The 25,825-nt window shown below is 55.5% G+C and carries 25 protein-coding genes, 1 tRNA gene and 1 pseudogene; 15 read left to right on the top strand and 12 right to left on the bottom strand.

Going from position 1 to position 25,825, the window contains the following annotated elements:
• Positions 1–172 precede the first annotated feature (172 nt).
• The 5 genes from QZQ97_RS12370 (at position 173) to cfa (ending at position 6,296) form a co-directional block, all read left to right on the top strand.
• The gene (locus QZQ97_RS12370; RefSeq protein ID WP_311993655.1) at positions 173–1,840 is read left to right on the top strand and encodes an acyl-CoA synthetase FdrA; all 1,668 of its coding nucleotides are present in this window, start codon (positions 173–175) and stop codon (positions 1,838–1,840) included.
• 9 nt (positions 1,841–1,849) lie between these two features.
• The gene (locus QZQ97_RS12365; protein WP_311993654.1) at positions 1,850–3,115 is read left to right on the top strand and encodes a DUF1116 domain-containing protein; all 1,266 of its coding nucleotides are present in this window, start codon (positions 1,850–1,852) and stop codon (positions 3,113–3,115) included.
• A 17-nt stretch (positions 3,116–3,132) separates the two neighbouring features.
• Complete coding sequence (locus tag QZQ97_RS12360) at positions 3,133–3,951, top strand: DUF2877 domain-containing protein (protein WP_311993653.1); 819 nt, start codon at positions 3,133–3,135, stop codon at positions 3,949–3,951.
• A gap of 82 nt (positions 3,952–4,033) precedes the next feature.
• Entirely contained in the window at positions 4,034–4,936 is a 903-nt protein-coding gene (locus QZQ97_RS12355; protein ID WP_311993652.1) for a carbamate kinase, read from the top strand.
• A 208-nt stretch (positions 4,937–5,144) separates the two neighbouring features.
• Positions 5,145–6,296, top strand: a complete 1,152-nt coding sequence (cfa, locus tag QZQ97_RS12350) for a cyclopropane fatty acyl phospholipid synthase (protein ID WP_311993651.1) — start codon at positions 5,145–5,147, stop codon at positions 6,294–6,296.
• A gap of 416 nt (positions 6,297–6,712) precedes the next feature.
• On the opposite strand, the gene QZQ97_RS12345 is transcribed toward cfa, so the two are convergent.
• The 3 genes from QZQ97_RS12345 to tesA all read right to left on the bottom strand — a co-directional run bounded on the left by QZQ97_RS12345 (position 6,713) and on the right by tesA (position 9,087).
• On the bottom strand, positions 6,713–7,567 hold the full coding sequence (locus tag QZQ97_RS12345) for a co-chaperone YbbN (RefSeq protein ID WP_311993650.1): 855 nt from the start codon (positions 7,565–7,567) through the stop codon (positions 6,713–6,715).
• Between the two features lie 79 nt (positions 7,568–7,646).
• Entirely contained in the window at positions 7,647–8,423 is a 777-nt protein-coding gene (locus QZQ97_RS12340) for an SDR family oxidoreductase (protein ID WP_311993649.1), read from the bottom strand.
• Between the two features lie 25 nt (positions 8,424–8,448).
• Positions 8,449–9,087, bottom strand: a complete 639-nt coding sequence (gene tesA, locus QZQ97_RS12335) for a multifunctional acyl-CoA thioesterase I/protease I/lysophospholipase L1 (RefSeq protein WP_311993928.1) — start codon at positions 9,085–9,087, stop codon at positions 8,449–8,451.
• Here tesA and ybbA point away from each other — a divergent pair.
• The 4 genes from ybbA (at position 9,058) to galE (ending at position 15,089) form a co-directional block, all read left to right on the top strand.
• The gene (gene ybbA / locus QZQ97_RS12330) at positions 9,058–9,744 is read left to right on the top strand and encodes a putative ABC transporter ATP-binding protein YbbA (protein WP_004949414.1); all 687 of its coding nucleotides are present in this window, start codon (positions 9,058–9,060) and stop codon (positions 9,742–9,744) included. The genes tesA and ybbA overlap by 30 nt on opposite strands.
• Positions 9,741–12,173, top strand: coding sequence for a putative ABC transporter permease subunit YbbP (gene ybbP, locus QZQ97_RS12325; RefSeq protein WP_311993648.1), 2,433 nt, complete (start codon positions 9,741–9,743; stop codon positions 12,171–12,173). Before ybbA ends, ybbP begins: the two co-directional genes overlap by 4 nt.
• Positions 12,174–12,592: 419 nt before the next feature.
• Positions 12,593–13,999 (top strand): sugar porter family MFS transporter, encoded by a 1,407-nt coding sequence (locus QZQ97_RS12320; RefSeq protein WP_311993647.1) that lies wholly within the window; start codon positions 12,593–12,595, stop codon positions 13,997–13,999.
• 73 nt (positions 14,000–14,072) lie between these two features.
• Complete coding sequence (galE, locus tag QZQ97_RS12315; protein WP_311993927.1) at positions 14,073–15,089, top strand: UDP-glucose 4-epimerase GalE; 1,017 nt, start codon at positions 14,073–14,075, stop codon at positions 15,087–15,089.
• A 66-nt stretch (positions 15,090–15,155) separates the two neighbouring features.
• Here galE and purK read toward each other — a convergent pair whose 3' ends face one another.
• From purK to ppiB, 4 genes are all read right to left on the bottom strand, one after another.
• Positions 15,156–16,223: a 5-(carboxyamino)imidazole ribonucleotide synthase gene (purK, locus tag QZQ97_RS12310; RefSeq protein WP_311993646.1), complete on the bottom strand. Its 1,068-nt coding sequence runs from the start codon at positions 16,221–16,223 to the stop codon at positions 15,156–15,158.
• Positions 16,220–16,744 carry a 5-(carboxyamino)imidazole ribonucleotide mutase gene (gene purE / locus QZQ97_RS12305; protein WP_311993645.1) on the bottom strand — a complete coding sequence of 175 codons (525 nt, stop codon included), beginning with the start codon at positions 16,742–16,744 and terminating at the stop codon, positions 16,220–16,222. The genes purK and purE overlap by 4 nt, the downstream gene beginning before the upstream one ends.
• A gap of 166 nt (positions 16,745–16,910) precedes the next feature.
• Entirely contained in the window at positions 16,911–17,633 is a 723-nt protein-coding gene (gene lpxH / locus QZQ97_RS12300) for a UDP-2,3-diacylglucosamine diphosphatase (protein WP_311993644.1), read from the bottom strand.
• A 10-nt stretch (positions 17,634–17,643) separates the two neighbouring features.
• Positions 17,644–18,138 (bottom strand): peptidylprolyl isomerase B, encoded by a 495-nt coding sequence (gene ppiB / locus QZQ97_RS12295; RefSeq protein WP_006322339.1) that lies wholly within the window; start codon positions 18,136–18,138, stop codon positions 17,644–17,646.
• 311 nt (positions 18,139–18,449) lie between these two features.
• Here ppiB and cysS point away from each other — a divergent pair, with 311 nt between their 5' ends.
• Entirely contained in the window at positions 18,450–19,835 is a 1,386-nt protein-coding gene (gene cysS / locus QZQ97_RS12290; RefSeq protein ID WP_311993643.1) for a cysteine--tRNA ligase, read from the top strand.
• A 62-nt stretch (positions 19,836–19,897) separates the two neighbouring features.
• Here cysS and ybcJ read toward each other — a convergent pair whose 3' ends face one another.
• Both ybcJ and folD read right to left on the bottom strand, forming a co-directional pair.
• Positions 19,898–20,110: a ribosome-associated protein YbcJ gene (ybcJ, locus tag QZQ97_RS12285; protein ID WP_311993642.1), complete on the bottom strand. Its 213-nt coding sequence runs from the start codon at positions 20,108–20,110 to the stop codon at positions 19,898–19,900.
• 10 nt (positions 20,111–20,120) lie between these two features.
• The gene (folD, locus tag QZQ97_RS12280; protein ID WP_004949430.1) at positions 20,121–20,987 is read right to left on the bottom strand and encodes a bifunctional methylenetetrahydrofolate dehydrogenase/methenyltetrahydrofolate cyclohydrolase FolD; all 867 of its coding nucleotides are present in this window, start codon (positions 20,985–20,987) and stop codon (positions 20,121–20,123) included.
• Positions 20,988–21,022: 35 nt separating this feature from the next.
• Between folD and QZQ97_RS12275 the strand changes: the two genes are divergently transcribed.
• The 3 genes from QZQ97_RS12275 to QZQ97_RS12265 all read left to right on the top strand — a co-directional run bounded on the left by QZQ97_RS12275 (position 21,023) and on the right by QZQ97_RS12265 (position 21,913).
• Complete coding sequence (locus tag QZQ97_RS12275) at positions 21,023–21,397, top strand: hypothetical protein (RefSeq protein ID WP_311993641.1); 375 nt, start codon at positions 21,023–21,025, stop codon at positions 21,395–21,397.
• A complete protein-coding gene (locus tag QZQ97_RS12270) occupies positions 21,394–21,690 on the top strand; it encodes a hypothetical protein (RefSeq protein ID WP_311993640.1) in 297 nt (98 codons plus the stop codon). The genes QZQ97_RS12275 and QZQ97_RS12270 overlap by 4 nt, the downstream gene beginning before the upstream one ends.
• A 146-nt stretch (positions 21,691–21,836) precedes the next feature.
• Positions 21,837–21,913: transfer RNA gene (locus QZQ97_RS12265), tRNA-Arg, on the top strand.
• Positions 21,914–21,968: 55 nt separating this feature from the next.
• Here the strand turns inward: QZQ97_RS12265 and QZQ97_RS12260 are convergent.
• Complete coding sequence (locus QZQ97_RS12260) at positions 21,969–22,163, bottom strand: helix-turn-helix transcriptional regulator (protein WP_311993639.1); 195 nt, start codon at positions 22,161–22,163, stop codon at positions 21,969–21,971.
• Between the two features lie 167 nt (positions 22,164–22,330).
• On the opposite strand from QZQ97_RS12260, the gene QZQ97_RS12255 reads away from it, so the two are divergent.
• Positions 22,331–22,687 (top strand): antiterminator Q family protein, encoded by a 357-nt coding sequence (locus QZQ97_RS12255; RefSeq protein ID WP_311993638.1) that lies wholly within the window; start codon positions 22,331–22,333, stop codon positions 22,685–22,687.
• Between the two features lie 10 nt (positions 22,688–22,697).
• Here QZQ97_RS12255 and QZQ97_RS12250 read toward each other — a convergent pair whose 3' ends face one another.
• Positions 22,698–24,164: a hypothetical protein gene (locus tag QZQ97_RS12250; protein WP_311993637.1), complete on the bottom strand. Its 1,467-nt coding sequence runs from the start codon at positions 24,162–24,164 to the stop codon at positions 22,698–22,700.
• Positions 24,127–25,194, bottom strand: a complete 1,068-nt coding sequence (locus tag QZQ97_RS12245) for a nucleoid-associated protein (protein WP_311993636.1) — start codon at positions 25,192–25,194, stop codon at positions 24,127–24,129. The genes QZQ97_RS12250 and QZQ97_RS12245 overlap by 38 nt, the downstream gene beginning before the upstream one ends.
• 291 nt (positions 25,195–25,485) lie before the next feature.
• On the opposite strand from QZQ97_RS12245, the pseudogene QZQ97_RS12240 reads away from it, so the two are divergent.
• Positions 25,486–25,823 (top strand): annotated as a pseudogene (locus QZQ97_RS12240) (phage holin, lambda family).
• Positions 25,824–25,825: the final 2 nt, after the last annotated feature.

Raw genomic sequence — 25,825 nt, 5'->3', positions numbered from 1 at the left:
TATTTTTGATAACCGAGGTTGTTTGCCTGGGTTAATTAATTTGTGGGGTATTGAATCATTTTTTCTAATAATGGGTGAAGTGTGATAACACTCACCTTTGACCTGTTTTTAAATTTGTAGCTTGATAGATAACTTTTAAACGAATATCAAATGCCGTTTTAAGGATATCATCATGATTCATGCTTTTATTAAAAAAGGGAGCTTTCAGGATTCGGTTAGCCTGATGTTGATCTCCCGGAAACTCAGTGACTCTCCCAGGGTTGACGAAATATCCGTAATGATGGGCACGCCGGCCAATAAATCTTTATTGGAAGTGACCGGTTTCTGGCATCCCGAGTTCAGCGACGCCACGCCGAATGATATTTGCGTGGCGATCAAAACGGACTCTGCCGATGACGCTATTGCTGAAGAGATTGGCGCTGCACTGGATACCGCGCTCAAGGCGATCGCCCTGGGTGGCCAGGGCGGCAAAAAGCTGCTCAAGGCGCGCAGTTGGCGCACTGCCCGTCAGAAATTGCCCGATGCCAATCTGGTGCTGATCTCCATTGCCGGTGAGTATGCGGCGGAATTGGCCGATCGGGCGTTGGACGATGGCTGTAACGTGATGATGTTTTCCGACAACGTCAGCATCGAGCATGAAGTCGCGTTAAAAACCAAGGCGAGCGAAAAAGGGCTGATTGTCATGGGGCCTGATTGCGGTACGGCCTGTATTGCCGGTGCGCCGCTGGCCTTTGCCAATGTCGCTCCCGGCGGTGCGATCGGCATTATCGGGGCGTCCGGCACCGGCATTCAGGAGCTTATCTCGCAAATTACCCTGGCGGGGCAGGGGATCTCGCATGCCATTGGCCTGGGCGGCCGGGATTTGACCGCAGAGATCGGGGGGATCAGCGCCATCAGTGCGCTGCGAATGCTGGCGGCGGATCCGCAAAGCCTGGTGCTGGCCTTTGTCTCCAAACCGCCTGCGCCGGCGGTGCGGAAGAAAGTAATCGAAGAGATGAAGGCCCTGGGCAAGCCGGTAGTGGCGCTGTTTCTTGGCACCAAAGCCGAAGTGCGACAGGACGGCAACCTCTATTTTGCCGACTCGCTGGATGAAGCGGCGCGGCTGGCGGCGATGTTGGGCAACGTGCAGCAACAGGGCGCGCAACAGCCTGCTGTCCCCGGCGGAAAAATCGCCGGTCTGTATGCCGGCGGTACGCTGGCCGCAGAGTGCGCGATGCTGTTGGCGGAGAAACTGCGGCTGCCGATAGACAGCGAGCATACGCGCGGTTCAATGCTGGCCGCCGACGGTCATCGGATTATTGACATGGGAGATGATTTTTACACTCAGGGCCGCCCGCACCCGATGATCGATCCCGCAGCCCGCAATCACGAAATCGCCCGTCTGGCGCAGCAGCCAGAGGTGGGCGTACTGCTGCTGGATGTGGTGATTGGTTTTGGGGCGCAGGAAGACCCGGCGACGTTATTGGCGGCTGAGGTCGCGAAAGTGCGTGAAAAACGCGGCCATACCCACCCGCTGGCCGTCATCGCCACCGTGACCGGAACCGAACGGGATCCGCAACAGCGATCGCGGCAAATCACTACGCTGCAAGATGCCGGGATAGCGGTGATGCCTTCGTTGCCCGCGGCGGCGGTGTTGGCGCACCAGTTGATTAGCCCCGTATTGCCGCCGGTCGAACGCGTCCGTCCGGCACTGTTATCCGGTGTTTCCGTGATTAACGCCGGGCTGCGCAGCTTCGCCAGCGATTTGCAAACCAGTGAAATCCCCGTGGTGCATTACCAGTGGGCGCCGGTTGCCGGTGGGAATCACCGTCTGGCCAACATCTTGAAAAAATTAAAGTAAGGAAGGGATATGTACGCAACTATTGAACAAGCAAACGCCGCCGTTATCGCCCGTATCCGTGAAGCGCGTCCCCATTGGCAGGATGTGGATCTGGCGAAGCATCTGATCCCGCAGTTGGCCCAGGGCCGCAAACTGTTGCACGCCGGCCCGCCGGTCACCTGGCAGGAAATGAGCGGTCCGGTACGCGGTGCCTGCATTGGTGCCTGTTTATTTGAGGATTGGGCGCAGGATGAACAGCAGGCGCTGGCTTTGCTGAGCCAGGGGGAAATTGAGTTTATTCCTTGTCATAACGTCAGCGCGGTTGGCCCTATGGGCGGCATCACCTCGGCCAATATGCCGATGGTGGTGGTCAAGAATACCGTTCACGGCAATTACGCTTACTGCAACATGAACGAAGGCATCGGCAAAGTGATGCGTTTTGGCGCCTATGGTGCGGACGTGCAGAAGCGCTTGCGCTGGATGCGCGACTCGTTGGCGCCGGTACTGAAAGAGGTGCTGGCGACGGTAGACGAAGGCATTGATCTGACCGCGCTTATGGCGCAGGCGATCACCATGGGGGACGAGTTCCACCAGCGCAACATCGCGGCCTCGGCGCTGCTGATGCGGCGGTTGGCACCGGAAATCAGCCTGTTGCAGCGCGATCGCGCCGAGCTGGCGCAGGTGATGCAGTTCCTGAGCATCACCGACCAGTTCTTCCTCAATCTGGCGATGGCCTATTGCAAAGCCGCGATGGATGCCGGCGCAGAGATTGAACAGGGCAGCATAGTGACGGTGATGACCCGCAACGGTAAGAACTTCGGCGTCAAAATCAGCGGGATGGGCGATCGTTGGTTTACCGCGCCGGTGAATACGCCGGAAGGGCTGTTCTTCTCCGGCTTTAGCCAGGCCGACGCCAACCCGGATATCGGTGACAGCGCCATTACCGAAACCTTTGGCATTGGCGGTGCGGCGATGGTGGCGGCACCGGGCGTGACGCGCTTCGTCGGTGCCTCCGGGGGAATGAGCGCCGCCACGGATATTTCTGACGAAATGGCGGAGATTTACCTTGAGCGCAACATGATGCTGCAAATCCCCACCTGGGATTTCCAGGGGGCCTGCCTGGGGCTGGACGCCCGGCGAGTGGTGGAAACCGGCATCACTCCGTTGATCAATACCGGAATTGCTCACCGTGAGGCGGGCGTCGGGCAGATCGGCGCCGGCACCGTGCGTGCTCCGTTAGCGTGTTTTGAACAGGCAATCGAAGCGCTGGCCGCAAAGTTGGGCATCACGGCTTAACGAGCCGCGGGGGGAATATGAATATCGGTACGCTAGCCGTCAGCCGGCATGTGACGCGGGATTATGGTCAATTGCGTTGTGCAGGCAGGTTCAACAATGCGATCAATTTCCTGACGGAAAAAGACCATCTGTTGACCCTGCACCGTGCGGGCCATGGCCTCAGCCCCATGGGGTGGCAGATCGGAAGCGGCGATTTTGACCGTGTACTCCAGCGGTTGCCGGTTGCCGGATGCGGCAGGTTTTCCCTCGAGGGGCTGACGCTGGGTACCATAACCATCGGCTTGCAGGGGAAGCGAAGGAACCTGGCCCTGAGCGAGCGCGCTGAGGTTCCCATGCAACCCTTGACCGGAGTCTTGCTGCCGGTGACCGCCCCTTGCGGCTTGTTCGGCCCGTTGGGCCATATAGTCGCGCGGCCGCTGAACCCGGAGCTGACCACATTATCCCGATGTTTTTCCCGCTGGTTACAGGGTGATGAGGTCGACTGGCGCAGCGTTCTGGGGAAGGGGCCAGGGCTGACGCCAAGCAATGATGACACTCTGTTGGGCATGCTGTTGATCGCGTATCTCGATAACCGCGTTGAGGTCGCTGCACTGCAGCCATTTTTCAAACGCACGGCGGCGCTCGGTGAACTGACCTCGCGGGTCAGCGCACATTATCTGCACTATGCCGAGCAAGGCATTTTCTCTACGCCGTTACACGGACTGGCGCAGGGATTATCGATGCCGGAAAGGCTGTCCTCCGCGATTGATGAGGTATTGCGCCTGGGTCATTTCTCGGGTGCCGACACGCTGTTAGGCGTGTGGCTAGGCGTCATCGCGATTAACGCACTTTATTAACCGCCACCTTGCTGCAGGAATTTAGAGGCTATGCCGAATCGTTATTCGGCAGGGGATCTATGACTTAATTACGGGGACAAACATGAAAACATTGGTCATTGCCTTGGGCGGAAACGCCTTATTACAGCGTGGAGCCACGCTTTCTGCTGAAAACCAGTATAAAAGCATTGCCTTAATCGCCGGCGCTATCGGCAAACTGGCAAAAAAATACCGTATCGCCATTGTGCATGGCAATGGTCCGCAGGTGGGGCTGCTGGCGTTGCAAAACCTGGCTTACCGCGATGTGCCGCCTTATCCGCTGGATATTCTGGTGGCCGAAAGTCAGGGCATGATTGGTTACATGCTGGCTCAGCAACTGAATGCCAGCCACCCGTCTCAGCCGGTCACAACCCTGATGACGCGCGTACTGGTTGATGCTCAGGATCCTGATTACCTGACGCCGAGTAAATTTATTGGGCCGATTTATTCACCGGAACAGCGAAAGGAATTGGAGGTGAAGTATCGCTGGACGATGAAGGCGGATGGCAAATATATACGGCGGGTAGTGCCTTCGCCGGAACCGAAAAAAATTATTGATATCGACGCGATTAAGGCTCTGCTGGCTATGGATCACATTGTGATTTGCAACGGTGGCGGCGGTATTCCGATGGTGGCGGGTGAACAAGGGCTGGAGGGGAGTGAAGCGGTGATCGACAAGGATCTGGCGGCGGCGCTGCTGGCTGAAGAGTTGGCGGCCGATCATCTGGTTATTCTCACCGACGCCGATGCGGTTTATCGGCATTGGGGCACGCCACAGCAAAAAGCCATTCGCAGCGCCACCACGCGTGAACTGGCACCTATGGCGGTGGCTGATGGCGCTATGGGGCCTAAAATCACGGCGGTAAGCCGCTTTGTGGACCACAGCGGCCACACCGCGCATATCGGCGGCTTGCAGGATATTGAGGCTTTATTGGCGGGCCGGGCGGGCACCTCGATCACGCGCTGATCGCCTCGAAAGGGCCTTTTGACGTAAATCGCGGCGGTATGGCCGCGTTAATTATGCCAAATTGGCATGTTTCCAATAATTTTAATTCATTTCATGACGTTGTCTGTCTTGGCTAGAGTGGGATCGGTCGCTGCGCTTATTTTCAAACTTTTGTCATTTCTATTTGCGACTATGCTTTTTGAAGTGACATCTTGCGCCAAGGATCGTTATGGACTCAATCAGTGTCGATGAACTCGCCCAGAAAAAAGATCGCTGGTATCTCATCGTGGAAGAAATGCTGGCTGCGGCCGGCATTACCATCAACGGGAATAATGCATTTGATCTTCAGGTGCATAATCCGGGCTTATTTAAACGCATTCTGCAGGAAGGCTCGCTCGGGTTTGGCGAAAGCTATATGGACGGCTGGTGGGATTGCGAAAGGCTGGACGCGCTATTTACCCGCATCCTGCATTTCGGCGTTGATGAACGCCTGCCCAAAAGCCTGTCGGACATCACGCGGATCGCCTATGCGCGGCTGTTTAACCGGCAATCGCGCAAACGCGCCTGGCAGGTGGGGAAAGAGCATTACGACATCGGCAACGATCTGTTCCGTGCGATGCTCGATCCCTATATGCAATATTCCTGCGGTTATTGGAAGGACGCACAAACGCTGGAGCAGGCGCAACTGGCCAAGCTGAAAATGATCTGCGAGAAGCTGCAACTGAAACCGGGCATGTCACTGCTGGACATCGGCTGCGGCTGGGGCGGGCTGGCGCAGTATGCGGCGGAAAATTACGGCGTATCGGTGTACGGCGTGACCATTTCGGCCGAGCAGCAAAAGCTGGCTCAGGAGCGCTGCCAGGGGTTGGACGTGGAGATCCTGCTGCAGGATTACCGCGATTTGAACCGCCAGTTTGACCGCATTGTTTCCGTCGGCATGTTTGAACACGTCGGGCCGAAAAACTACGACACCTATTTCAGCGTCGCCGAGCGCAATCTGAAGCCCGATGGCCTGTTCCTGTTGCATACCATTGGCGCCAACCAAACCAATCTCCACGTCGATGCCTGGATTGATAAATATATCTTCCCCAACGGCTGTCTGCCCTCGGTACGCCACATCGCCGAAGCCAGCGAAAAGCGTTTTGTGATGGAGGATTGGCACAATATCGGTGCCGATTACGATCGCACGCTGATGGCCTGGTACGAGAATTTCAAACGGGCGTGGCCGGCGCTGTCAGAAAATTACTCTGAGCGCTTCGAGCGGATGTTCACTTATTACCTGAATGCCTGCGCCGGCGCGTTCCGTTCGCGCGATATTCAGCTGTGGCAAGTGTTGTTCAGCCCGAAAGGCGTCGAGGGTGGGGTGCGGGTTTACCGCTAATATCCTCGTCATATTTCAAGCTGCCTCGGCGTTGGCTGCACGTTCGAACCCTGGTCACTTAGTTATCTAAGCTCCCAGGGATTCTCGCGTTTGCCGCCTAGATGTGACGGGAAATCCATAGGGGATTTGCCCCAAATAACGAAGGGTATACCCTAAATAATTGGAGTTGCATCACAACAGAACCAACGGTTTTGTTGAACAGCGCTTGCGCTGGCCCCTACGGGGCGAGGCTTTGCCGAGTAACGCGGCAAGTTTGTGAGTCCCCAGGAGCTTACTCAAGTAAGTGACTGGGGTGACAAACCTGCCGGGAGCAGATTTGAACGCTGCTTGCAGCGGCCCCGAAGGGGCGTGGCCCATGGACGGGCCACGTAACTAAACGCAGCCAACACAGATGCAGCTTCAAGTATGACGGGTATTTAGTAGAGCAGAGAGTACAGCTGACGCCGATACTTGGCGGCCAGCGCGTCGCCGGTGCCCAGTGCGGCCAGAATATCCATCAGCGTCTTGCGCGCGCTGCCGTTGGCGGCGGCCAGATCTTTCTTCAAGTGCCCCAACAGCAGTTCCAGCGCTTCTTCGTTGCGCCCCACCTGATGCAGTTGCAGCGCCAGCTGCACGGCCAAATCGACATTCTCCGGCTGTTGTTGCACCTGTTGTTGCAATAGCTGGATTTCCGGCGTGTCGGCGGCCTGCTTCAGCAATTCAATCTGCGCCACCAGGCCCTGATAACGGGTATCGCGGTCCTGCAATGGGATGGTCGCCAGCACCGCCTCGGCGTCTTCGCTGCGGTTCAGCGCGATCTGGGTTTCTGCCAGTGTCAGGCCGATATCACTGCGTTGCTGGCTGGCTTGCCAGGCGTCTTTCAACAGCGGTAGCGCTTCAGCCGCGTTCCCTTCAGCCAGCAGTTCGGTTGCCTGTGCCAGTTTCAGATCTTCAGCCTTCGGCAGGAAGCGCTGCAGGAATTCGCGGATGACTTCTTCCGGCTGCGGGCCCTGGAAGCCGTCGACCGGTTGGCCGTCTTTGAACAGGTAAACCGTAGGGAGGGAGCGCAGCCCGAACTGGGCGGCGATCGCTTGTTCTACGTCGCAATCCACTTTGGCCAACACGAACTGACCGGCATATTCCGCCGCCAACTTATCCAGTACCGGAGTGAGCTGCAGACAGTGTTGGCTGCGCTCTGACCAGAAGTAGAACAGCACCGGCAGGGACATCGATTGTTCCAGCGTTTGGTGCAGGTTTGTTTCGTTAATATCAACAACAGCTTGAGCTAGCATGTAATTTTCTCTCTGATCTTGCGGAGCCATTGGCTTTTAGATGGGGGCGGGGCGGCATTCTTCAACCCCGATACCCAAATTAACCGTTGCTGCGTAGCAGCCAGTCCAGGCAGCGGCCGGGTAGAACGCGGCGCAATACGCTCAGCGCGTGCGCCAACAAGGTCACCGGATAACGCAGCCTGGCGCGCGGGTTTTCCAGCGCGTGGCGCAGCTTCGGCAAAATGGCCTCCGGCGGCAGTGTAAAACGTTTGGCGATACCGGGGTTATGCACTGGATTATCGCTCTGCGCCTGGTTCACGTTTTGGGTAAAGTGGGTCGAAATCGGGCCGGGTTCAATCAGACTTACCTGAATGCCGGTGCCGTGCAGCTCCATGCGCAACGCGTCGGACCAGGCTTCCAGCGCAAACTTGCTGGCGGCATAGGCGCCGCGTCCGGCGCTGGAGACCAGCCCCATCACCGAACTGGTTTGTATAATACGCCCTTCGCCGTGCGGCAGCATCGCCGGCAACAGCAACTGGGTCAACTGATGGGTGCCAAACAGGTTAGTGGAGAATTGCCGCTCCAGCTGTTGACGGGAAATGCTGCTCAGCGGGCCGTAAACGCCGAAGCCGCCGTTGTTGAACAGGCCATACAGCCGGCCGCCGGTCAGCGCTATCACCTGCGCTGCCGCGCGTTCGACGCTGTCGCTGTCGTCCAGATCCAGCTCAATGCCTTCCAGCCCCAGTTGACGCATATTTTCCACGTCCTGCGGCTTGCGGCAGGCGGCCAGCACCCGGTAGCCGCGATTACGCAGATCCTGCGCTGCAATCAGTCCTATCCCGCTGGAACAGCCGGTTATCAATACCGCTTTTTGCATAACTTTACCTAGTGTACAACCCTATTTAGTTAGACTCATGTTTTACTAGAGGTTCCAGGCGTTCCGCCATCCAGGTGGCGATAAACGGTTGGGCGTCCTTATTGGGGTGCAATCCGTCATCCTGCATCCATTCCGCTTTGATCACCACCTGTTCCATGTAGAACGGCAGCAGCGGAATGTTGAACTGTCTGGCAAGCTGCGGGTAAATCGCGCTGAAAGCCTCGGTATAGCGGCGGCCATAGTTGGGCGGAATGTGGATTTGCATCAGCAGCGGCTGCGCGCCGGCCTGCTGCACCAGAGTAATGATCTGGCTGAGATCGCGTTGCACGTCCTGCGCCGGGAAACCGCGCAGGCCGTCGTTGGCGCCCAGTTCGATCAGCACCCAGCGCGGTTGGTGTTGTTTCAGCAGTGCGGGCAGGCGCGCCAGCCCTTGTGCGGCGGTGTCGCCGCTGATGCTGGCGTTCACCAACTGCGGATCGCCCGGTTTTTTCTGCCATTGGTCGGCCAGCAGCGTCGGCCAGGCCTGCGCCACCGGCAAGCGGTAACCGGCGCTTAAACTGTCGCCTAAAATCAATAAGGTATCGGCGGCGGCAGCGCGTAAACTGAATAATCCCAACAGCAAAAGGAAGGGAAGATGCCAGCGGAAAACGTTCTTGAAGTTCATCATCTTAGTAAACACGTTGGTCAGGGTGAGCATCAGCTCTCCATCCTTACCGGAGTCGAGCTGGTTGTCAAACCCGCACAGACAATTGCCCTGATTGGCGAATCCGGCTCGGGCAAATCGACGCTGTTGGGGATCCTCGCCGGGTTGGACGACGGCAGTGAAGGGGACGTGCATTTATTGGGGGAATCGCTGACCGCTCTGGACGAAGAAGGGCGCGCGGCCCTGCGCGCCAAAAACGTCGGCTTCGTATTTCAGTCATTCATGCTGGTGCCGACGCTCAACGCGCTGGAGAACGTGCAATTGCCGGCGCTACTGCGCGGTGAGAGCGACAGGCAGAGCCGCGAGCAGGCGGTTCAGTTGCTGGAGCAGTTGGGGCTGGGCAAAAGGCTCGATCACCTGCCGGCGCAACTTTCCGGCGGCGAGCAGCAGCGGGTCGCGTTGGCGCGTGCGTTCAGCGGCCGGCCGCGGGTGCTGTTTGCCGATGAGCCTACCGGCAACCTCGATCGCCAGACCGGCGAACGCATCGCCGATTTGCTGTTCTCCCTCAACCGCGATTTTTCCACCACCCTGATCCTGGTCACTCATGACGAAACCCTGGCGGCGCGCTGCCAGCGGCGGTTGCGCCTGCGTGAAGGCAAGCTGTGGGAGGAAGCATGATCTGGCGCTGGTTTTGGCGGGAGTGGCGATCGCCGTCACTGCTGATCGTCTGGCTGGCGCTGACGCTGTCGATGGCCTGCGTGCTGGCGCTGGGGAGTATCAGCGATCGCATGGACAAGGGGCTGAGCCAGCAGAGCCGTGATTTTATCGCCGGTGACCGGGTGCTGCGCAGCGCGCGTCCGGTGCCGGAAGGCTGGCTACTGGATGCGCGGCAGGAAGGGCTGAAAGTGAGCCGCCAGCTGTCGTTCACCACCATGACTTACGCCGGCGACAGGCCGCAATTGGCGGATGTGAAAGCCACCGATTTGGCCTATCCGCTGTACGGCAAGCTGGAAACGCGCCCGGCCAACGTCAAGCTTGCTCCGGGGTCGGTACTGGTGGCGCCGCGTTTGCTGGCGTTGCTGAATGTGAAAGTGGGGGACTCGCTGGACGTGGGCGACACCCGCCTGCGCATTGCCGGTGAAATTATTCAGGAGCCGGACTCCGGCTTCAATCCGTTCCAGACTGCGCCGCGCATCATGATCAACCTGGCGGATGTGGATAAAACCGGGGCGGTGCAGCCGGGCAGCCGCCTGAGCTACCGCTATATGTTCGCCGGCGCCCCGGAGAACATTCAGCGTTACGAAGCGCGGCTGACACCGCAACTTCAGCCCGACCAGCGTTGGTTTGGATTGCAGGAGTCCGGCAGCGCGCTGGGCAAATCGCTGCAGCGATCGCAACAGTTCCTGTTGTTGTCGGCGCTGCTGACTCTGCTGCTGTCGATTGCCGCCGTGGCGGTGGCGATGAGCCACTATTGCCGCAGCCGTTACGATCTGATCGCGGTGCTGAAAACGCTGGGTGCCGGCCGCAGCGCCTTGCGCAAGCTGATTGTCGGCCAGTGGCTGGCGGTCATTTTGCTGGCGGCAGCGTGCGGCGGCATTATCGGTCTGGGGTTTGAAGCGGTGCTGATCAGGCTGCTGGCACCGGTGTTGCCGGTGGAATTGCCTGTCGCAGGGGCCTGGCCATGGTTGTGGGCGATCGGCGCGTTGCTGATGATTTCTCTGCTGGTGGGGTTGCGGCCGTACCGGCAATTGCTGGCGACCCAACCGCTGCGGGTGTTGCGCCGTGACGTGGTGGCTAACGTCTGGCCGCTGCGCTATTTCCTGCCGGTGACGGCGGTGATTGTGGTGGCGCTGCTGACCGCATTAATGGGGGCCAGCACGCTGCTGTGGTCGATCCTCGCCGGTATTCTGGTGCTGGCGCTGCTGTTGGGCGCTATCGGCTGGGGCAGCTTGTTGCTGCTGCGCCGCATTACGCTGAAGAACCTGGCGCTGCGGTTGGCGGTCAATCGCCTGCTGCATCAACCCTGGGTAACGGTCAGCCAACTGGCGGCGTTTTCGCTGTCGTTTATGCTGCTGGCGTTGTTGCTGGTGCTGCGTGGCGATCTGCTTGAGCGCTGGCAACAGCAGCTACCGCCGGACAGCCCGAACTATTTCCTGCTGAACCTGACCGAAGCGCAGGTACCGCAGGTGAAAACCTTCCTGCAGCAGCACCAGGTCAAGCCGGAAACCTATTACCCGATTGTGCGCGTGCGCCTGACCGAGATTAATCAGCAGGTGGCGACCGAGCGGGTGCATGAGGACGATCCGGGCGGTGAGGCCGTTAACCGTGAGTTGAACCTGACCTGGCTGGCGGATCTGCCGGCGCACAATCCATTGCTGGCGGGCAGTTGGCCACCGAAGGCCGGCGAGGTGTCGATGGATCAAGGCATTGCCGGGCGGCTCAAGATTAAATTGGGCGACACGCTGACCTTCAGCGGCGACACCCAGTCGTTCAGCGCCAAGGTCACCAGCCTGCGGCAGGTGGATTGGGAAAGCCTGAAGCCGAACTTTTACTTCATCTTCCCGCCGGGTGCGCTGGACGGCCAACCGCAGACCTGGCTTACCAGCTTCCGCTATGACGGGGACGGCCAGATGCTGACCCAGCTCAACCGGCAATTCCCGACGCTCAGCCTGCTGGACATCGGGTCAATCCTGAAACAGGTCGGCGGGGTGTTGCAACAGGTCAGCCGCGCGCTGGAGGTGATGGTGGTGCTGGTGGTGCTTTGCGGTGGCTTGTTGCTGATGGCGCAGGTGCAGGTGGGCATGCGGCAACGGCGCCAGGAACTGGTGGTGTACCGTACCCTGGGTGCCGGCAAGCGCCTGTTGCGCAGCACGCTGTGGTGCGAGTTTGCGCTGCTGGGGCTGGTGGCAGGGGTAGCCGCTGCGGTGGGGGCGGAAGCGGCATTGTGGCTGTTGCAAAGCCAGGTATTCGACTTCCCGTGGGCACCAACGCCGGTGCTGTGGTGGGCGTTGCCGTTGCTCAGTGCGCTGCTGTTGTCGTTATGTGGCGGCTGGCTGGGCGTGCGGTTGCTGCGTGGCCAGGCATTGTTCCGCAGCTACGACGGTTAAGCCGCAGTATAGTCGGCCCGGCCCCTGTTATCGGGAGCCGGGCCGATACCTTTGCCATTGAAAATACACACATTTCCTTTCCAGATCACCTGCCTGAAAGCGGCTTTTCCTCCTCCACATTTCTCCGTCGTTGGGGAGTTGACTCAAGTGAAATCGCTTACAAATAAATGACTCTCCTTCAGAGTTAATATCGACGTTTGATAAGTGACGTTTTTTATCTTGATAGTGTCAGCAAGTGTTTTTAAGTTATTTTTAAATATAATCAATGTTATATGTTTAGTTTCTCTTGTCGATACGTGAGTTTTTGGAAATTAAAATAATGTAACCGTTTCCACTAATGTGATCTCACTCACTTACCTTCTGCGGATTGCCTCCTATCATGACGGCTAACTGATTCAACGTTATCTATTGGAGGCTGTATGAGTGCTACCGCCAAAATTGCGTCGGCTGATAAAAGCCAGACGAATGCCGGTATGACTTTTTTCGTCTGTTTTCTGGCTGCGTTAGCCGGGCTGCTGTTTGGTCTGGATATCGGCGTGATCGCGGGCGCTTTGCCGTTTATTGCCGACTCTTTTCACATCACCAGCTCCCAACAGGAGTGGGTAGTCAGCTCGATGATGTTCGGCGCGGCGGTCGGCGCCGTGGGCAGCGGTTGGATGAATTTCCGCATCGGGCGCAAATACAGCCTGATGATCGGCGCTATCCTGTTCGTGGTGGGGTCGTTGTGTTCCGCAGCGGCACCCAATGTGGACATATTGATACTCTCGCGCATTCTGCTGGGGCTGGCGGTGGGCATCGCTTCCTATACCGCGCCGATTTACCTGTCTGAAATCGCGCCGGAGAAAATTCGCGGCAGCATGATTTCGATGTATCAATTGATGATCACCATCGGGATTCTGGCCGCCTACCTGTCTGATACCGCGTTCAGTTACACCGGTGCCTGGCGCTGGATGCTGGGAGTTATCACCCTTCCGGCCGGCTTGCTGCTGATTGGCGTGTTCTTCCTGCCGGACAGCCCGCGCTGGCTGGCCTCGCGCAATCGCCATGAACAGGCGCGTCAGGTGCTGGAGAAACTGCGCGACAGCAGCGCCCAGGCGCAGCATGAACTGAACGAAATCCGTGAAAGCCTCAAGCTGAAGCAAAGCGGCTGGGCGCTGTTCAAGGATAATAAAAATTTCCGCCGCGCCGTTTTCCTCGGCATCTTGTTGCAGGTGATGCAGCAGTTTACCGGCATGAACGTCACCATGTATTACGCGCCGAAGATTTTTGGCCTGGCGGGCTTTGCCAGTACCGAACAGCAGATGTGGGGAACGGTGATCGTCGGGCTGGTTAACGTGCTGGCGACCTTTATCGCCATTGGGCTGGTGGATCGCTGGGGCCGCAAACCGACTCTGATCCTCGGTTTTATCGTCATGGCGGTGGGCATGGGCGCTCTGGGAACAATGATGAGCATCGGCATGAGTACGCCGGCGACGCAATATTTCGCCGTTATCATGTTATTGATGTTTATTGTCGGTTTCGCCATGAGCGCCGGTCCGTTGATTTGGGTGCTGTGTTCGGAAATCCAGCCGCTGAAAGGCCGTGATTTTGGCATCACCTGTTCCACCGCCACCAACTGGATCGCCAACATGATCGTCGGCGCGACCTTCCTGACCATGCTCAACTCGCTGGGCAGCGCCTATACCTTTTGGGTTTATGCGGCGCTCAACGTGGCGTTTATCTTTATTACGCTGGCGTTGATCCCGGAAACCAAAAATATCTCTCTGGAACATATCGAACGCAATCTGATGGCCGGCGAGCCATTACGCAACATCGGTACGCGCTAGTCGGCCGGCTGAGCGCATGAAACAGGCTTATGCATCGGGCGTTGGCGCCCGAAGCTGATGAAGGGGGAGGATGATGGCGATTTTAGTGACAGGCGGTGCCGGATACATAGGTTCACATACGGTACTGGCGCTACTGGAGCGTGGTGAAAAGGTGGTGGTGTTGGATAATTTGGTCAACGCTTCCGAAGAATCCTTGCGCCGTGCAGAGCAACTGACCGGCAAAGCGGCGGCGTTCTACCAAGGGGATGTGCGGGACGCGGTGTGCCTGAGCCGGATATTCGGCGAGCACCAGATCGCTGCGGTGATCCATTTCGCCGGTCTGAAAGCGGTGGGGGAGTCCACCCGCAAGCCGCTGGAGTACTACCAGAACAACGTAGCGGGCACGCTGGTATTGCTGGAAGCCATGCGCGCCGCCGGGGTTCATCAGTTTATCTTCAGTTCATCGGCGACGGTGTACGGCGAAGAGACGCCGGTGCCTTACCGGGAGGACATGCCGATAGGCGGCACGACCAGCCCTTACGGCACCTCCAAGTGGATGGTGGAGCAGATCCTGCAGGATTTCGCCAAGGCGGAACCGGATTTTTCCATTGTCTCTCTGCGCTACTTCAACCCGGTGGGTGCCCATGAGTCTGGCTTGATGGGGGAAGATCCCAGCGGTATCCCGAATAATCTGTTGCCTTATATTGCTCAGGTGGCCGTCGGTAAGCGGGATCACCTGAGCGTATTCGGCGGTGATTATTCCACCAAAGACGGAACCGGCGTGCGCGATTATATTCACGTGATGGATCTGGCGCAGGGCCACCTGGCGGCGATGGATCACCTAAAGCAGATCGCCGGTTTTAAAGCTTATAACCTGGGTTCCGGGGTTGGGCATTCGGTGCTGGAGATGGTGCATGCGTTTGAAAAAGCCGCCGGCGTTGCCGTGCCTTATCAGATTTTACCGCGCCGTGCCGGGGATTTGCCCGCTTTCTGGGCTGATGTCAGTTTGGCTAAACAGGAACTGGGCTGGGAAGTGCAGCGCGGGCTCGATGCGATGATGCGCGATACCTGGAACTGGCAAAGCAAAAACCCGCAGGGCTACACCCGATAGTTTTTCATCGGCAATAAAAAAGGGTTCAGCTTGCTGAACCCTTTGATTTTTGTGCGGAGCAAAACCTTAAGCCAGCTTTTGCCGTGCCCAGGCCAGGCCGCTCTGGTATTCGGCCGGCAGCAGCGGTGCCAGTGCCTGCAACGCCTGTTGCAGCATGGCGGCGCTCGGATCGTTCAGGTTGAGGTGGCCGACCTTGCGGCCTTCGCGCACCTCTTTCTCATACCAGTGCAAATGCACCAACGGCAGCGCCAGCCACTGTTGATTCACGGCGGTGCCGATCAGGTTGACCATCACCGACGGCGTGCTTACCACCGGTTTTGGCAACGGCAGGGCGAGAATGGCGCGCAGGTGCAGTTCGAACTGGCTGATGGAGGCGCCGTTCTGCGTCCAGTGACCGCTGTTGTGCACCCGTGGCGCCAGTTCGTTAATCAGCAGGCTGTCGCCAACGATAAAGCACTCCATCGCCATCACGCCGACGTAGTTCAGCTCGTCGAGGATCGCCGCCAGCATCTGCTCAGCCTGCCGTTGCAGAGCGGGATCAGGCTGCGGCAGCGCCACGCTGGTGCGCAGAATGCCTTCTTCATGCAGGTTATGGGTCAGCGGATAGAACACCGACTTGCCGTCGTGCCCGCGTGCGCCTACCAGCGAAACCTCGCCGGAGAAGTTAATCCCCTGTTCGACGATGCACTCGCCGTAAGCATCCGCCGGCAGCTCGGCTTCCTGGCCCGGACGCAAGCGCCATTGACCGCGGCCGTCGTAACCCCCAACGCGACGTTTGACGATCGCCAGTTCGCCGAGGGTGGCGAACACCTGCGGCCACTCGGCGGCATCGGCCAGCAACTGCCACGGCGCAGTGGCCAGGCCGAGCTGATCGAGCAGCTGTTTTTGCGTCAGGCGGTCCGCCAGACGGGGGAAAATATCGCGATTGACGAAGCTGTTGTGGGTCGCCAGTTCACGCGTCAGCGCGGTTTCCGGCCAGCGTTCGATTTCGGCGGTGATTACGCTGTTTTGATAGGGTACCGCTTCCGGCTCGGCGTCGAGGCCGACCGGGTAAACGGCGATGCCCAGCGGTTCACCGGCCTGGCGCAGCATGCGCCCCAGTTGGCCGTTGCCCAGTACGCAAACCGGCTTCATGCTTCCTCCCGCGGATCCGGGTTGTTCAGCACGTCTTCGGTCTGCGCCTGACGCCAGTCGGCCAGACGTTGCGCCAGCGCGGTGTCGTGCAGCGCCAGAATTTGCGCCGCCAGCAGCGCGGCGTTGGCCGCACCGGCTTTGCCGATCGCCAGGGTGCCGACAGGAATGCCGCGCGGCATTTGCACGATAGAATACAGGCTGTCTACACCGCTCAGCGCGGCGCTTTGTACCGGAACACCCAGCACCGGAACCAGCGTTTTCGCCGCCAGCATGCCCGGCAGGTGCGCAGCACCGCCCGCACCGGCAATGATCACGTCAAAGCCATTGGCGGTGGCCTGTTCGGCGAAACTGAACAGTTTGTCTGGCGTGCGATGAGCGGAAACGACTTCGACATGGAACGGGACATCGAGTTGGGTCAGGATTTCGGCCGCGAACTGCATGGTGGCCCAGTCACTTTTCGATCCCATCACAATTGCGATTTTAACTCCAGCATTGGTGGCTGAAGCGGCGTTGGCTCCCATGGGTGTAAGGCTCCTGTAAGTGTACAAACGACGGCCGGTTGCCTGCGGCGGGAGGCCGAATGAGGGCGCAGATCATACCATGAGCGCACGGCGAGGAAAACGGTTGCGTCGCCGGTTTTCACTGTCGAAAACGCGAATTTTATTACTCGCGTGGCAAGTCAGGGGGTTAGAAGGGGAATTGGATCAGTTCGACGGCGTCGGCGCTGACTTTGATCATCGAACCTTCAGTGTGCCAGGCGCCCAGCACCACGCGGTGGGCCTTGCCGTTGCTCAGTTCCAGCTCATGCACCGCCGGGCGGTGGGTGTGGCCGTGGATCATCCAGTGCACATTATGGCTCAGCATCGCCTGCTCAACCGCCTGCGGGTTGACGTCCATAATGGCTTGCGATTTGCCCTGATTGCTCTGCCGGCTGCGAGCGCGCATCCTGGCGGCAATCTTCAGGCGCCAGCGCAGGGGCATGGCCAAAAACAGCTTCTGGATTAACGGATTATGTACCTTGCGGCGGAACTGCTGGTAGGCCTGATCGTCGGTACACAGCGTGTCGCCGTGCAGGATCAGGATTTTGCGGCCGTACAGCTCCAGCACTTTCTCTTCCGGCAGCAGCTGCATGCCGCTGGCGCGGGCAAAGCGCTTGCCGAGCAGGAAATCGCGGTTACCGTGGATAAAGTAGCAGGGCACACCGGCTTGTTGCAGCGTCTTCAGCTCGGCGGCAATCTCCGCGTGCAGCGGCTCGGGATCGTCATCGCCGATCCAGGCTTCGAACAGATCGCCAAGAATGTACAGCGCTTCGGCGTGGATCGCATCGTGCCGCAAAAAACGCAGAAAACCGGCAGTAATTGCCGGTTCCTGTGCGCATAAGTGCAGATCCGCGATGAACAGCGTGTTCATGCAGCCGCGATTACTCGCCGACGGTAACGCTGGTGACGATCACGTCTTCTACCGGAACGTCCTGGTGCATGCCGCTGCGGCCAGTTTTCACGGCTTTAATCTTGTTGACCACGTCCATGCCTTCAACCACTTCGGCAAATACGCAGTAACCCCAGCCTTGCGCGTTCTCGGCGCGGAAGTTCAGGAAGTCGTTGTCAGCCACGTTGATGAAGAACTGAGCGGTAGCGGAGTGCGGATCGTTGGTACGCGCCATCGCCAGGGTGCCCACGGTGTTTTTCAGACCGTTGTTGGCTTCGTTCTTGATGGTCGCTTTGGTGTCTTTCTGGTTCATGCCTGGCTCAAAACCGCCGCCCTGAATCATGAAACCATTGATAACACGGTGGAAGATAGTGTTGTCGTAGAAACCTGCACGGCAGTAGTTCAGGAAGTTTTCAACGGTAACCGGCGCTTTGTCAGCAAAGGTGTTGATAACGATGTCGCCGTGATTAGTGTGGAAAGTAACCATAGTTTTAGTCCTAACAAGATGAAGTGAGACGTCACGTAGAGCGAGTGAACATTCAGACCGACCTTATAACATATCTCTTTTAATGAGTCAGCAGCGGCTAAACCGCGCAGGCTCTGTGGTAAATGGGGTGAGGGCGTGCAGGCAACAACGCTGCGGCTTGCAAGATGAGGGGTATATCACCGATTTGCGCAATCTCGAGCAGCAAAGCGCGGGCTTAACCTTGCATTAGATCAGGCTTCGGGTTTCAATACGTTGCTGGATGAACAGCCTAATTATCATTTTTGTTATCACGCACACCACGGAATGTCCCGATGCTAAAGATTTTTAATACCCTGAGTCGTCAAAAAGAGGAATTCAAACCTATTCATGCCGGTAAAGTGGGCATGTACGTGTGCGGGGTAACCATCTATGACCTGTGTCATATCGGCCACGGGCGTACCTTTGTCGCTTTCGACGTGGTGGCGCGTTACCTGCGTTATCTCGGCTATTCGCTGAACTATGTGCGCAATGTGACCGACGTTGACGACAAAATTATTCGCCGCGCGACAGAAAACGGCGAAAGCTGCGATCAACTGACCGCGCGCATGCTGGCTGAGATGCACGCGGATTTCGATTCGCTGCTGATCGAACGCCCGGATCAAGAGCCGCGCGCCACCCAGCATATCGCCGAGATCATCGAGATCACCCAACGCCTGATCGATCGCGATCACGCCTATGTGGCCAGCAATGGCGACGTGATGTTCTCGATTGATAGCGATCCGCAATACGGCCTGCTGTCACGTCAGGATCTGGATCAATTGCAGGCAGGCGCGCGCGTCGAGATTGACGACGTGAAGCGCAACCCTATGGACTTCGTGCTGTGGAAAATGTCCAAACCGGGCGAACCGAGCTGGCAATCGCCGTGGGGCGCGGGCCGCCCAGGCTGGCACATTGAATGTTCCGCCATGAACTGCAAGCAGCTCGGTACCCATTTCGACATCCACGGCGGCGGTTCGGATCTGATGTTCCCGCATCACGAGAACGAGATTGCCCAGTCCAGCTGCGCCCACGACGGCCCGTACGTCAACTACTGGATGCACTCCGGCATGGTGATGATCGACCGCGAGAAGATGTCGAAATCGCTGGATAACTTCTTCACTATCCGTGACGTGCTCGGCCATTACGATGCCGAGACGGTGCGTTACTTCCTGATGTCCGGCCACTATCGCAGCCAGCTGAACTACAGCGAAGAAAACCTCAAGCAGGCGCGCACTGCGCTGGAGCGTTTGTACACCGCACTGCGCGGCACCGACGCCAATGCGCAACCGGCCGGCGGCGAAGCCTTCGAAGTCCGCTTCCGCGAAGCGATGGACGACGATTTCAACACCCCGGAAGCCTACTCGGCGCTGTTCGATCTGGCGCGTGACGTTAACCGCCTGAAAGGCGAAGACATGGCGGCAGCCAACGGGCTGGCGGCGGAACTGCGCAAACTGGCTAAGGTGCTGGGCCTGCTGCAACAGGAGCCGGAACAGTTCCTGCAAAGCGGCGCACAGGCTGACGACGGTGAAGTGGCGGAGATCGAGGCGTTAATCAAACAGCGTAACGACGCGCGCAAAGCCAAAGACTGGGCGCTGGCGGATGCCGCTCGCGATCGGTTGAACGAGATGAATATCGTGCTGGAAGACGGCCCGCAGGGGACCACCTGGCGCCGTAAGTAACAGGCACAGGCCGCAAACAAAAAAGGCGCTGATGATCAGCGCCTTTTTCTATGGAGCGGGGCTTACGGCTTAACCACAACCTTGCCGCCGTTAAACTCCACCACCTGATCGGCGACGATTTTGCAGCGTTTGCGCGTTTCGACTTTGCCGTTCACTTTCACCAACCCTTCGGCGATGACTTCTTTGGCGGCACCGCCGCTTTCACACCAGCCCTGGAACTTGAGCAGGTCGCACAGTTCGACGTGCGGGTGACTATCCAGATTAAAAGTTTCCATACTGCCTTACTTATTTAGGTTGAACGTCGTGATATTCCTCGCAGGCCTGCAAGGTATTTTGGATCAGTGTAGCAACGGTCATCGGGCCAACGCCACCCGGAACCGGGGTAATGTAGGCTGCACGCTCACTGGCGGCATCGAAATCCACGTCACCGACCACTTTACCACTTTCCAGACGGTTAATGCCGACATCGACCACGATCGCGCCCGGTTTGATCCAGTCGCCCGGAATAAAGCCCGGTTTACCGACCGCCACCACCAGCAGATCGGCGTTTTCAATGTGATGGCGCAGATTCTTGGTGAAACGGTGGGTCACGGTGGTGGTGCAACCGGCCAGCAGCAGCTCCATGCTCATCGGGCGGCCAACGATGTTGGATGCGCCAACCACCACGGCATTCAGGCCGTAGGTGTCGATGTTATAACGCTCGAGCAGGGTGACGATGCCGCGCGGGGTACAGGGGCGCAGCTTCGGCGCGCGCTGGCACAGGCGACCGACGTTATACGGGTGGAAACCGTCGACGTCTTTATCCGGATGGATGCGTTCCAGCACTTTGACGTTATCGATGCCGGCCGGCAACGGTAGCTGCACCAGAATGCCGTCGATTTCGCCGTCGGCGTTCAATTTGTCGATCAGCGCCAGCAGTTCGGCCTCACTGGTGGTGGCAGGTAGATCGTAAGAGCGGGAAAGGAAGCCCACTTCATCACAGGCGCGGCGCTTGCTGGCGACGTAAATCTGTGACGCCGGGTTCTCGCCAACCAGTACGACCGCCAGGCCCGGGGCGCGTTTGCCGGCCGCCAGACGTTGTTTAACTTGCTCAGCCACTTCGTTTCTAACCTGCTGCGCAATCGTTTTACCATCAATAATCTTTGCTGCCATCAGTGAGGAAATCCATCAATTAAGAAAAGCGGGGGATGGCGCTATTTTGTCAGAAGCTGAGCGCGCTGTCAGGCGCTGAATCGCGATCGGCGGCGTTTGCCGGTGGGGATTTACGTTTTTTTTATGCCAACGGAATGATCCTCTACGCCTTTTTTATCGGCTGCTGCGTAAGCTGGCATTATTCATACTGCGGTACGGGAGTAAAAATCATGATGGTCATTGCCCGGTTGCACACATTGCATCACCCGATTGACAGCCAACCGAAACACGTGGGTGAAACGGTGTTCGACTCTTCTTTGCACCCGGCGGATGTGGCGCAGCTGATTGCGTTGCACCAGCTCGCCGTACACAAGGCGCAGCCTTCATGGAGAGCGCGGCTGAACGCGCTGTACCGGAGGCTGCGAGCATGAGAAAACTCATGGGTATAGGTTCTATGCTGCTGGCGTGGGTGCCATTGGGCCACGCCTCGTTAAATGCTGCACCGATCAGTGCCGCACTCAGCCAACAACTGACGGCGGCCTGCAACCTGCTGACGGCGCAGCACGCCGACTGGGGGAATATCAACGCGGTGGTGCGTTCGGCCCGCGTTTGCCTGCAACGCCCGGCAGGGCAGGAGCAATCCGAACGCCTTCCCACCACCGTCGATCGCGGCCTGGCCCAGCGCAGCAGCAGCCTGCTGCCGGATCTCACCCAAGATAAATGAACGCGTTGGCCCAAAGGGCGGCACGGGGGATGGGTGAAAAATCGCCATAAAGCACGGCAGCCGCCGTAACGTCATGAAAAGGCATTGACTCAGTGACCTCTGACCGTATAATCCCAACCCGCAACCCCCGGTTGCCGCATCCCAATGCGCCCTTAGCTCAGTTGGATAGAGCAACGGCCTTCTAAGCCGTAGGTCACAGGTTCGAGCCCTGTAGGGCGTACCAGTAAAATCAGTGAGTTACCCGCATTTCTGCGGGTGTCGTAAAAGGCGAAGGTGTTCTAACGGGTGTTGTTAGCATCTTGTCGATGTACCCAATCCTCATACACTGCTTCAGGCCATCCCAAGAATGATCCGCTTTTACTTCGCTGTGGCGCTGGGAAGTCTTTTTGTTTCGCCCACATCCGCCAAAGTGTAGGGTGGCTTTTCCCCGTAAGTTGGCACATCTCTTTTAACCCAATGTATCTCGTTGCCATAATTCCTCCACACAACCCGCCGCATACGGGTATTAATTCAATCGTGACATGTCACACTGTTAATTTCGTCTCGTGCCATCCGAGGGTAAGCCAGCATCCCACATTGTGAATCGATAATAGTGGCATAGGCGAGCTGGCATGCGGGCCAGACGCCTGGAGATTAAAGCATGAGAGATATGTACGAAATTTTGGAACGGTGGGGCGTTTGGGCGCGTGAAGATAGTGGGATCGATTACTCACCAATAGCTGCAGGGTTCAAAGGACTACTGCCACCAACATCGAGCGGAAAGCTATCCTGCTGCGATGATGATGGGTTGGCGATCGACGGGTGTGTTAGCCGGCTGAAGAAGTATAAACCTGAAGAGTATGACCTAGTGATTGCACATCATGTTTACGGTATGTCACTGTGCAAGATTGCTAGAAAGCGTAAGTGCTCGGATGGAACCATTAGGAAGGAAATGCAAACAGCTGAAGGGTTTATTGGTGGTTGTCTGGCAATGTTAGATATAAAGCTTAATTTTTAAAAGTTAGAGCTTAGTGGCGAGTATAAATTCTCGCCATGTTTTCAATTATTTTTAAGTTTGCAATATCATACTGAGTTTTCAAAAAAAACAAAAAATTCTCAAATGATATGAAATTTGATAATCCAATAGTTATTAAGCTTACGGCAGATAGAGAAGTTATTAATATTGAAACTTTCTCAATTGCCTTATAGTCATGATAAGAATCATTAATCGGTTTTGAGGCTAGTTCATTATAGTCACTATCATCGAGAAAATTGTAAAGTTTTTTCCTCCATACAGTTCTGTTATTTTCCAGTAACTTTAAAAACTTACGATTTATGAAAATGTTGATGAAGTGTGATACTACGATATAAATAGCGATGGCAAAAAATACAAAAGCATAAACTTTAGGGGTTGCTGGGGACTTTGCTGCGTCGAGTGTATATTTAATAATGATAGCACTCATTGTTAATGCGACATCCTTCCACATAGAGGATGTTAGATCTCGTGACTGCTGAACAATTTTTTGGGTATCGTCTGCTAAGTTCTTACGCAAATCCCCAAGTGCCTTGATAGTATCTTTACTACTTGACCTAATATGTGCTTTATACAGCAATCTTGCAGATTCAAATGCTGGAGTCAGCTTGACAGATATACCATTACAAAAGGTTGTTTCATCAGGCCATTCTCTGGCAAGTTCGTTAGTGAAGAATGTATGTTTTAGTTCTACCTCTTCTCCTTCAAGGTAAACCCATTTCGCTACATTTTGAATCATAGCGAATGATGTAACGCAATTAGCCACATCACCGAACGCCATTTTTCGAGGTGGTTTTCCTGATAATCCAATCATTTTTACGTCAGATACATAGAGCTCATTAGTTAAGCTCTTTAGCAACTCTTTACAGGAAAGATCTTTCCAAATTGAAAGAGCCTTGTTATCTATTTCTACTTGTGCTTTCAGTATCCAAGAAGATGCTTTCTCTGGAGGTGTAAACTCCGGAGAGTAATATTTTATTATTCCTTTGGTAAGTGATGGGGTATAATGCATTTCTGGGTATTGCTCTTGATTAGTTGGCTCTTTTTCCCATGGGGAAACAGTATAAGCAAACGTTTCAAAACTATGGGACGTGAAGGCTAAGTATATATTCTTGACTTTTGATAATAACTTGTCATTGTATAGAAATATATTCCAGCCTTCTTCGGTAAAAATATGACGATTCTCCTCAAAGGTAACAAAAGAAACTGTGATAGAATGCTTTTCACCTGGGGAACTTTCGCTCGGATGTATTTCGTCTCGAGAATTATCAATGAACACGACTTTCAACCAGTTTTCTTTTAAGTCGCAGACTTCAGACCATTTATCCAATGCGTCCTGAGATAAGACACCAGATAAAAATAACTTTCCGGTGCCATCTTTGAAATCCTCGTTGATGACTAACTCTTTATCAATACGAGAAACTTTAATTGCTTCGTTGATTTTTGCTAGTATCGATATCATCAGTTACAATCCCCGCCGTTATTACTGTTATTTCTTTTCGACCATCTTCTCTTGTCTTTATGTCTGGTCTGTTTTCTTCATCATATACTATAACTACGTTTTCCGCAGTTTCTATTTTTCTTCGTTTTGGCTTTTCTATGTAGTCCGGATTTATCTTAAATGATTCACCAGAAATGCCTAGGTTTTTAGTCTCTCGTATAAAGGTTTTCCTAATTGGAGATGATTCGTCATGCGGGCCGAATATACTTATTAATAGAGGGGATGGATCATCAGGATTGAAATCTTGCTCTGCTCTGTTCAATACTTCATATATTTTATTTACGCCACTTTTCTGAATTGTTTCAGGGAGAATGGCTCTGTGGTCTTTAAATACTTTTTTCAGCACTTTTATTAATTTTTCACACAAATCTTGATCTGAGTTTAAGCGTTTAACTTGCAAGAAGCCCTCGAAATAAACTGATATGTTAGTTCGTTTGCTCCTGTCGCGTACTATAACTTGGCCTCCAATATCTTCATTGCTTAGGCGAACTAGAGCAATTTTTTGCATTGCTTCTGCCTTTCTTACGAAGCTTTCATGAAATCTTTCAAGTTTAGGTACTTGAAATTCATCAGCATTATCGTCTAAAACATATCTTACAACATCTTCATTATCATATTTTATAAGTGCATATAGTTTTTCATTTTGCAGTGTGTTTAATTCAAATAAGAAGAAAACACCCATGCTAGTATTTCCAGAGTGACGTGATTGGAAGTCACTTGCTAATAGTTTTGACTGCTCGGAAAAAACAGCATCATTTTCATCAGCTTCATTTTTGATGATTCTAAGAATCCTCTCGGTATTAGAAAGTGGTGAAAAGGCGAATAGATTCCCATTTAGAGACGCTTTAATCCTTTCAAGGAAAAAGTCTACGTGTTGTGGGGGAGCGATTTCACTCAGAAGAATTGGGACCTCAAGATTCTTACCCACAACATGAAAAATCATTTTATTAATAGCTAACGAATCAATTTCAGCATCAGTTAGAAAACTCATAATACAATCCTGTTATTATTTTCTGGCTAATTTTTTTTGCTGCGTAATTTTTGTTGGTTGAAGTATATGAATTTTCTAACGTGTACGCAAAATATGTTGTAACGTGATAATAGTGGTTACGCAGTCACGTAGCGTACCCAATCAAAAACTTCGCTCCGGCGGGGTTTTCTCGTTTTCAGCCCCAGCCAACATCCGACACACACCTGGCACACCCCTTACCGCCGAATCGTTTACGGCTGGTGGCTGATCCCTACTCACCCATAGCACAGCCCGATACCGGGAGGTGAAGTCATGAAGATGCCATTTAACCCACATAACTTCCCCAATATCGGGGAGCTATTACAGGCGTGGTGGAAAGGGGAAACGCCAATTGGCGCAGTTCTGCTTGCCATCGTCACAGTGGTGCTTCGTGCTGCTTACACCGGAGGCGGTTGGAAAAAGACATTGTTAGAAGGGCTGCTCTGTGGGGCACTAACGCTAGCAATAGTATCCGCCCTTGAATATTTCGATTTACCAAAATCGCTATCGGCGGTGGTGTTGGTTTTGTGGGTGTTGAACAGTTTCGCGTTTTCTTCCTGAACTTCATCGGTAGCCGCCTCGGTGGTAACGATTCAAAACCGCAGGCATAAAC

It is taken from the genome of Serratia sp. root2 (assembly GCF_031931805.1).
Lineage (GTDB): Bacteria > Pseudomonadota > Gammaproteobacteria > Enterobacterales > Enterobacteriaceae > Serratia > Serratia inhibens.
Note: the sequence above shows the minus strand (reverse complement) of the source record. Positions and strands in the feature narration are given on the sequence as shown.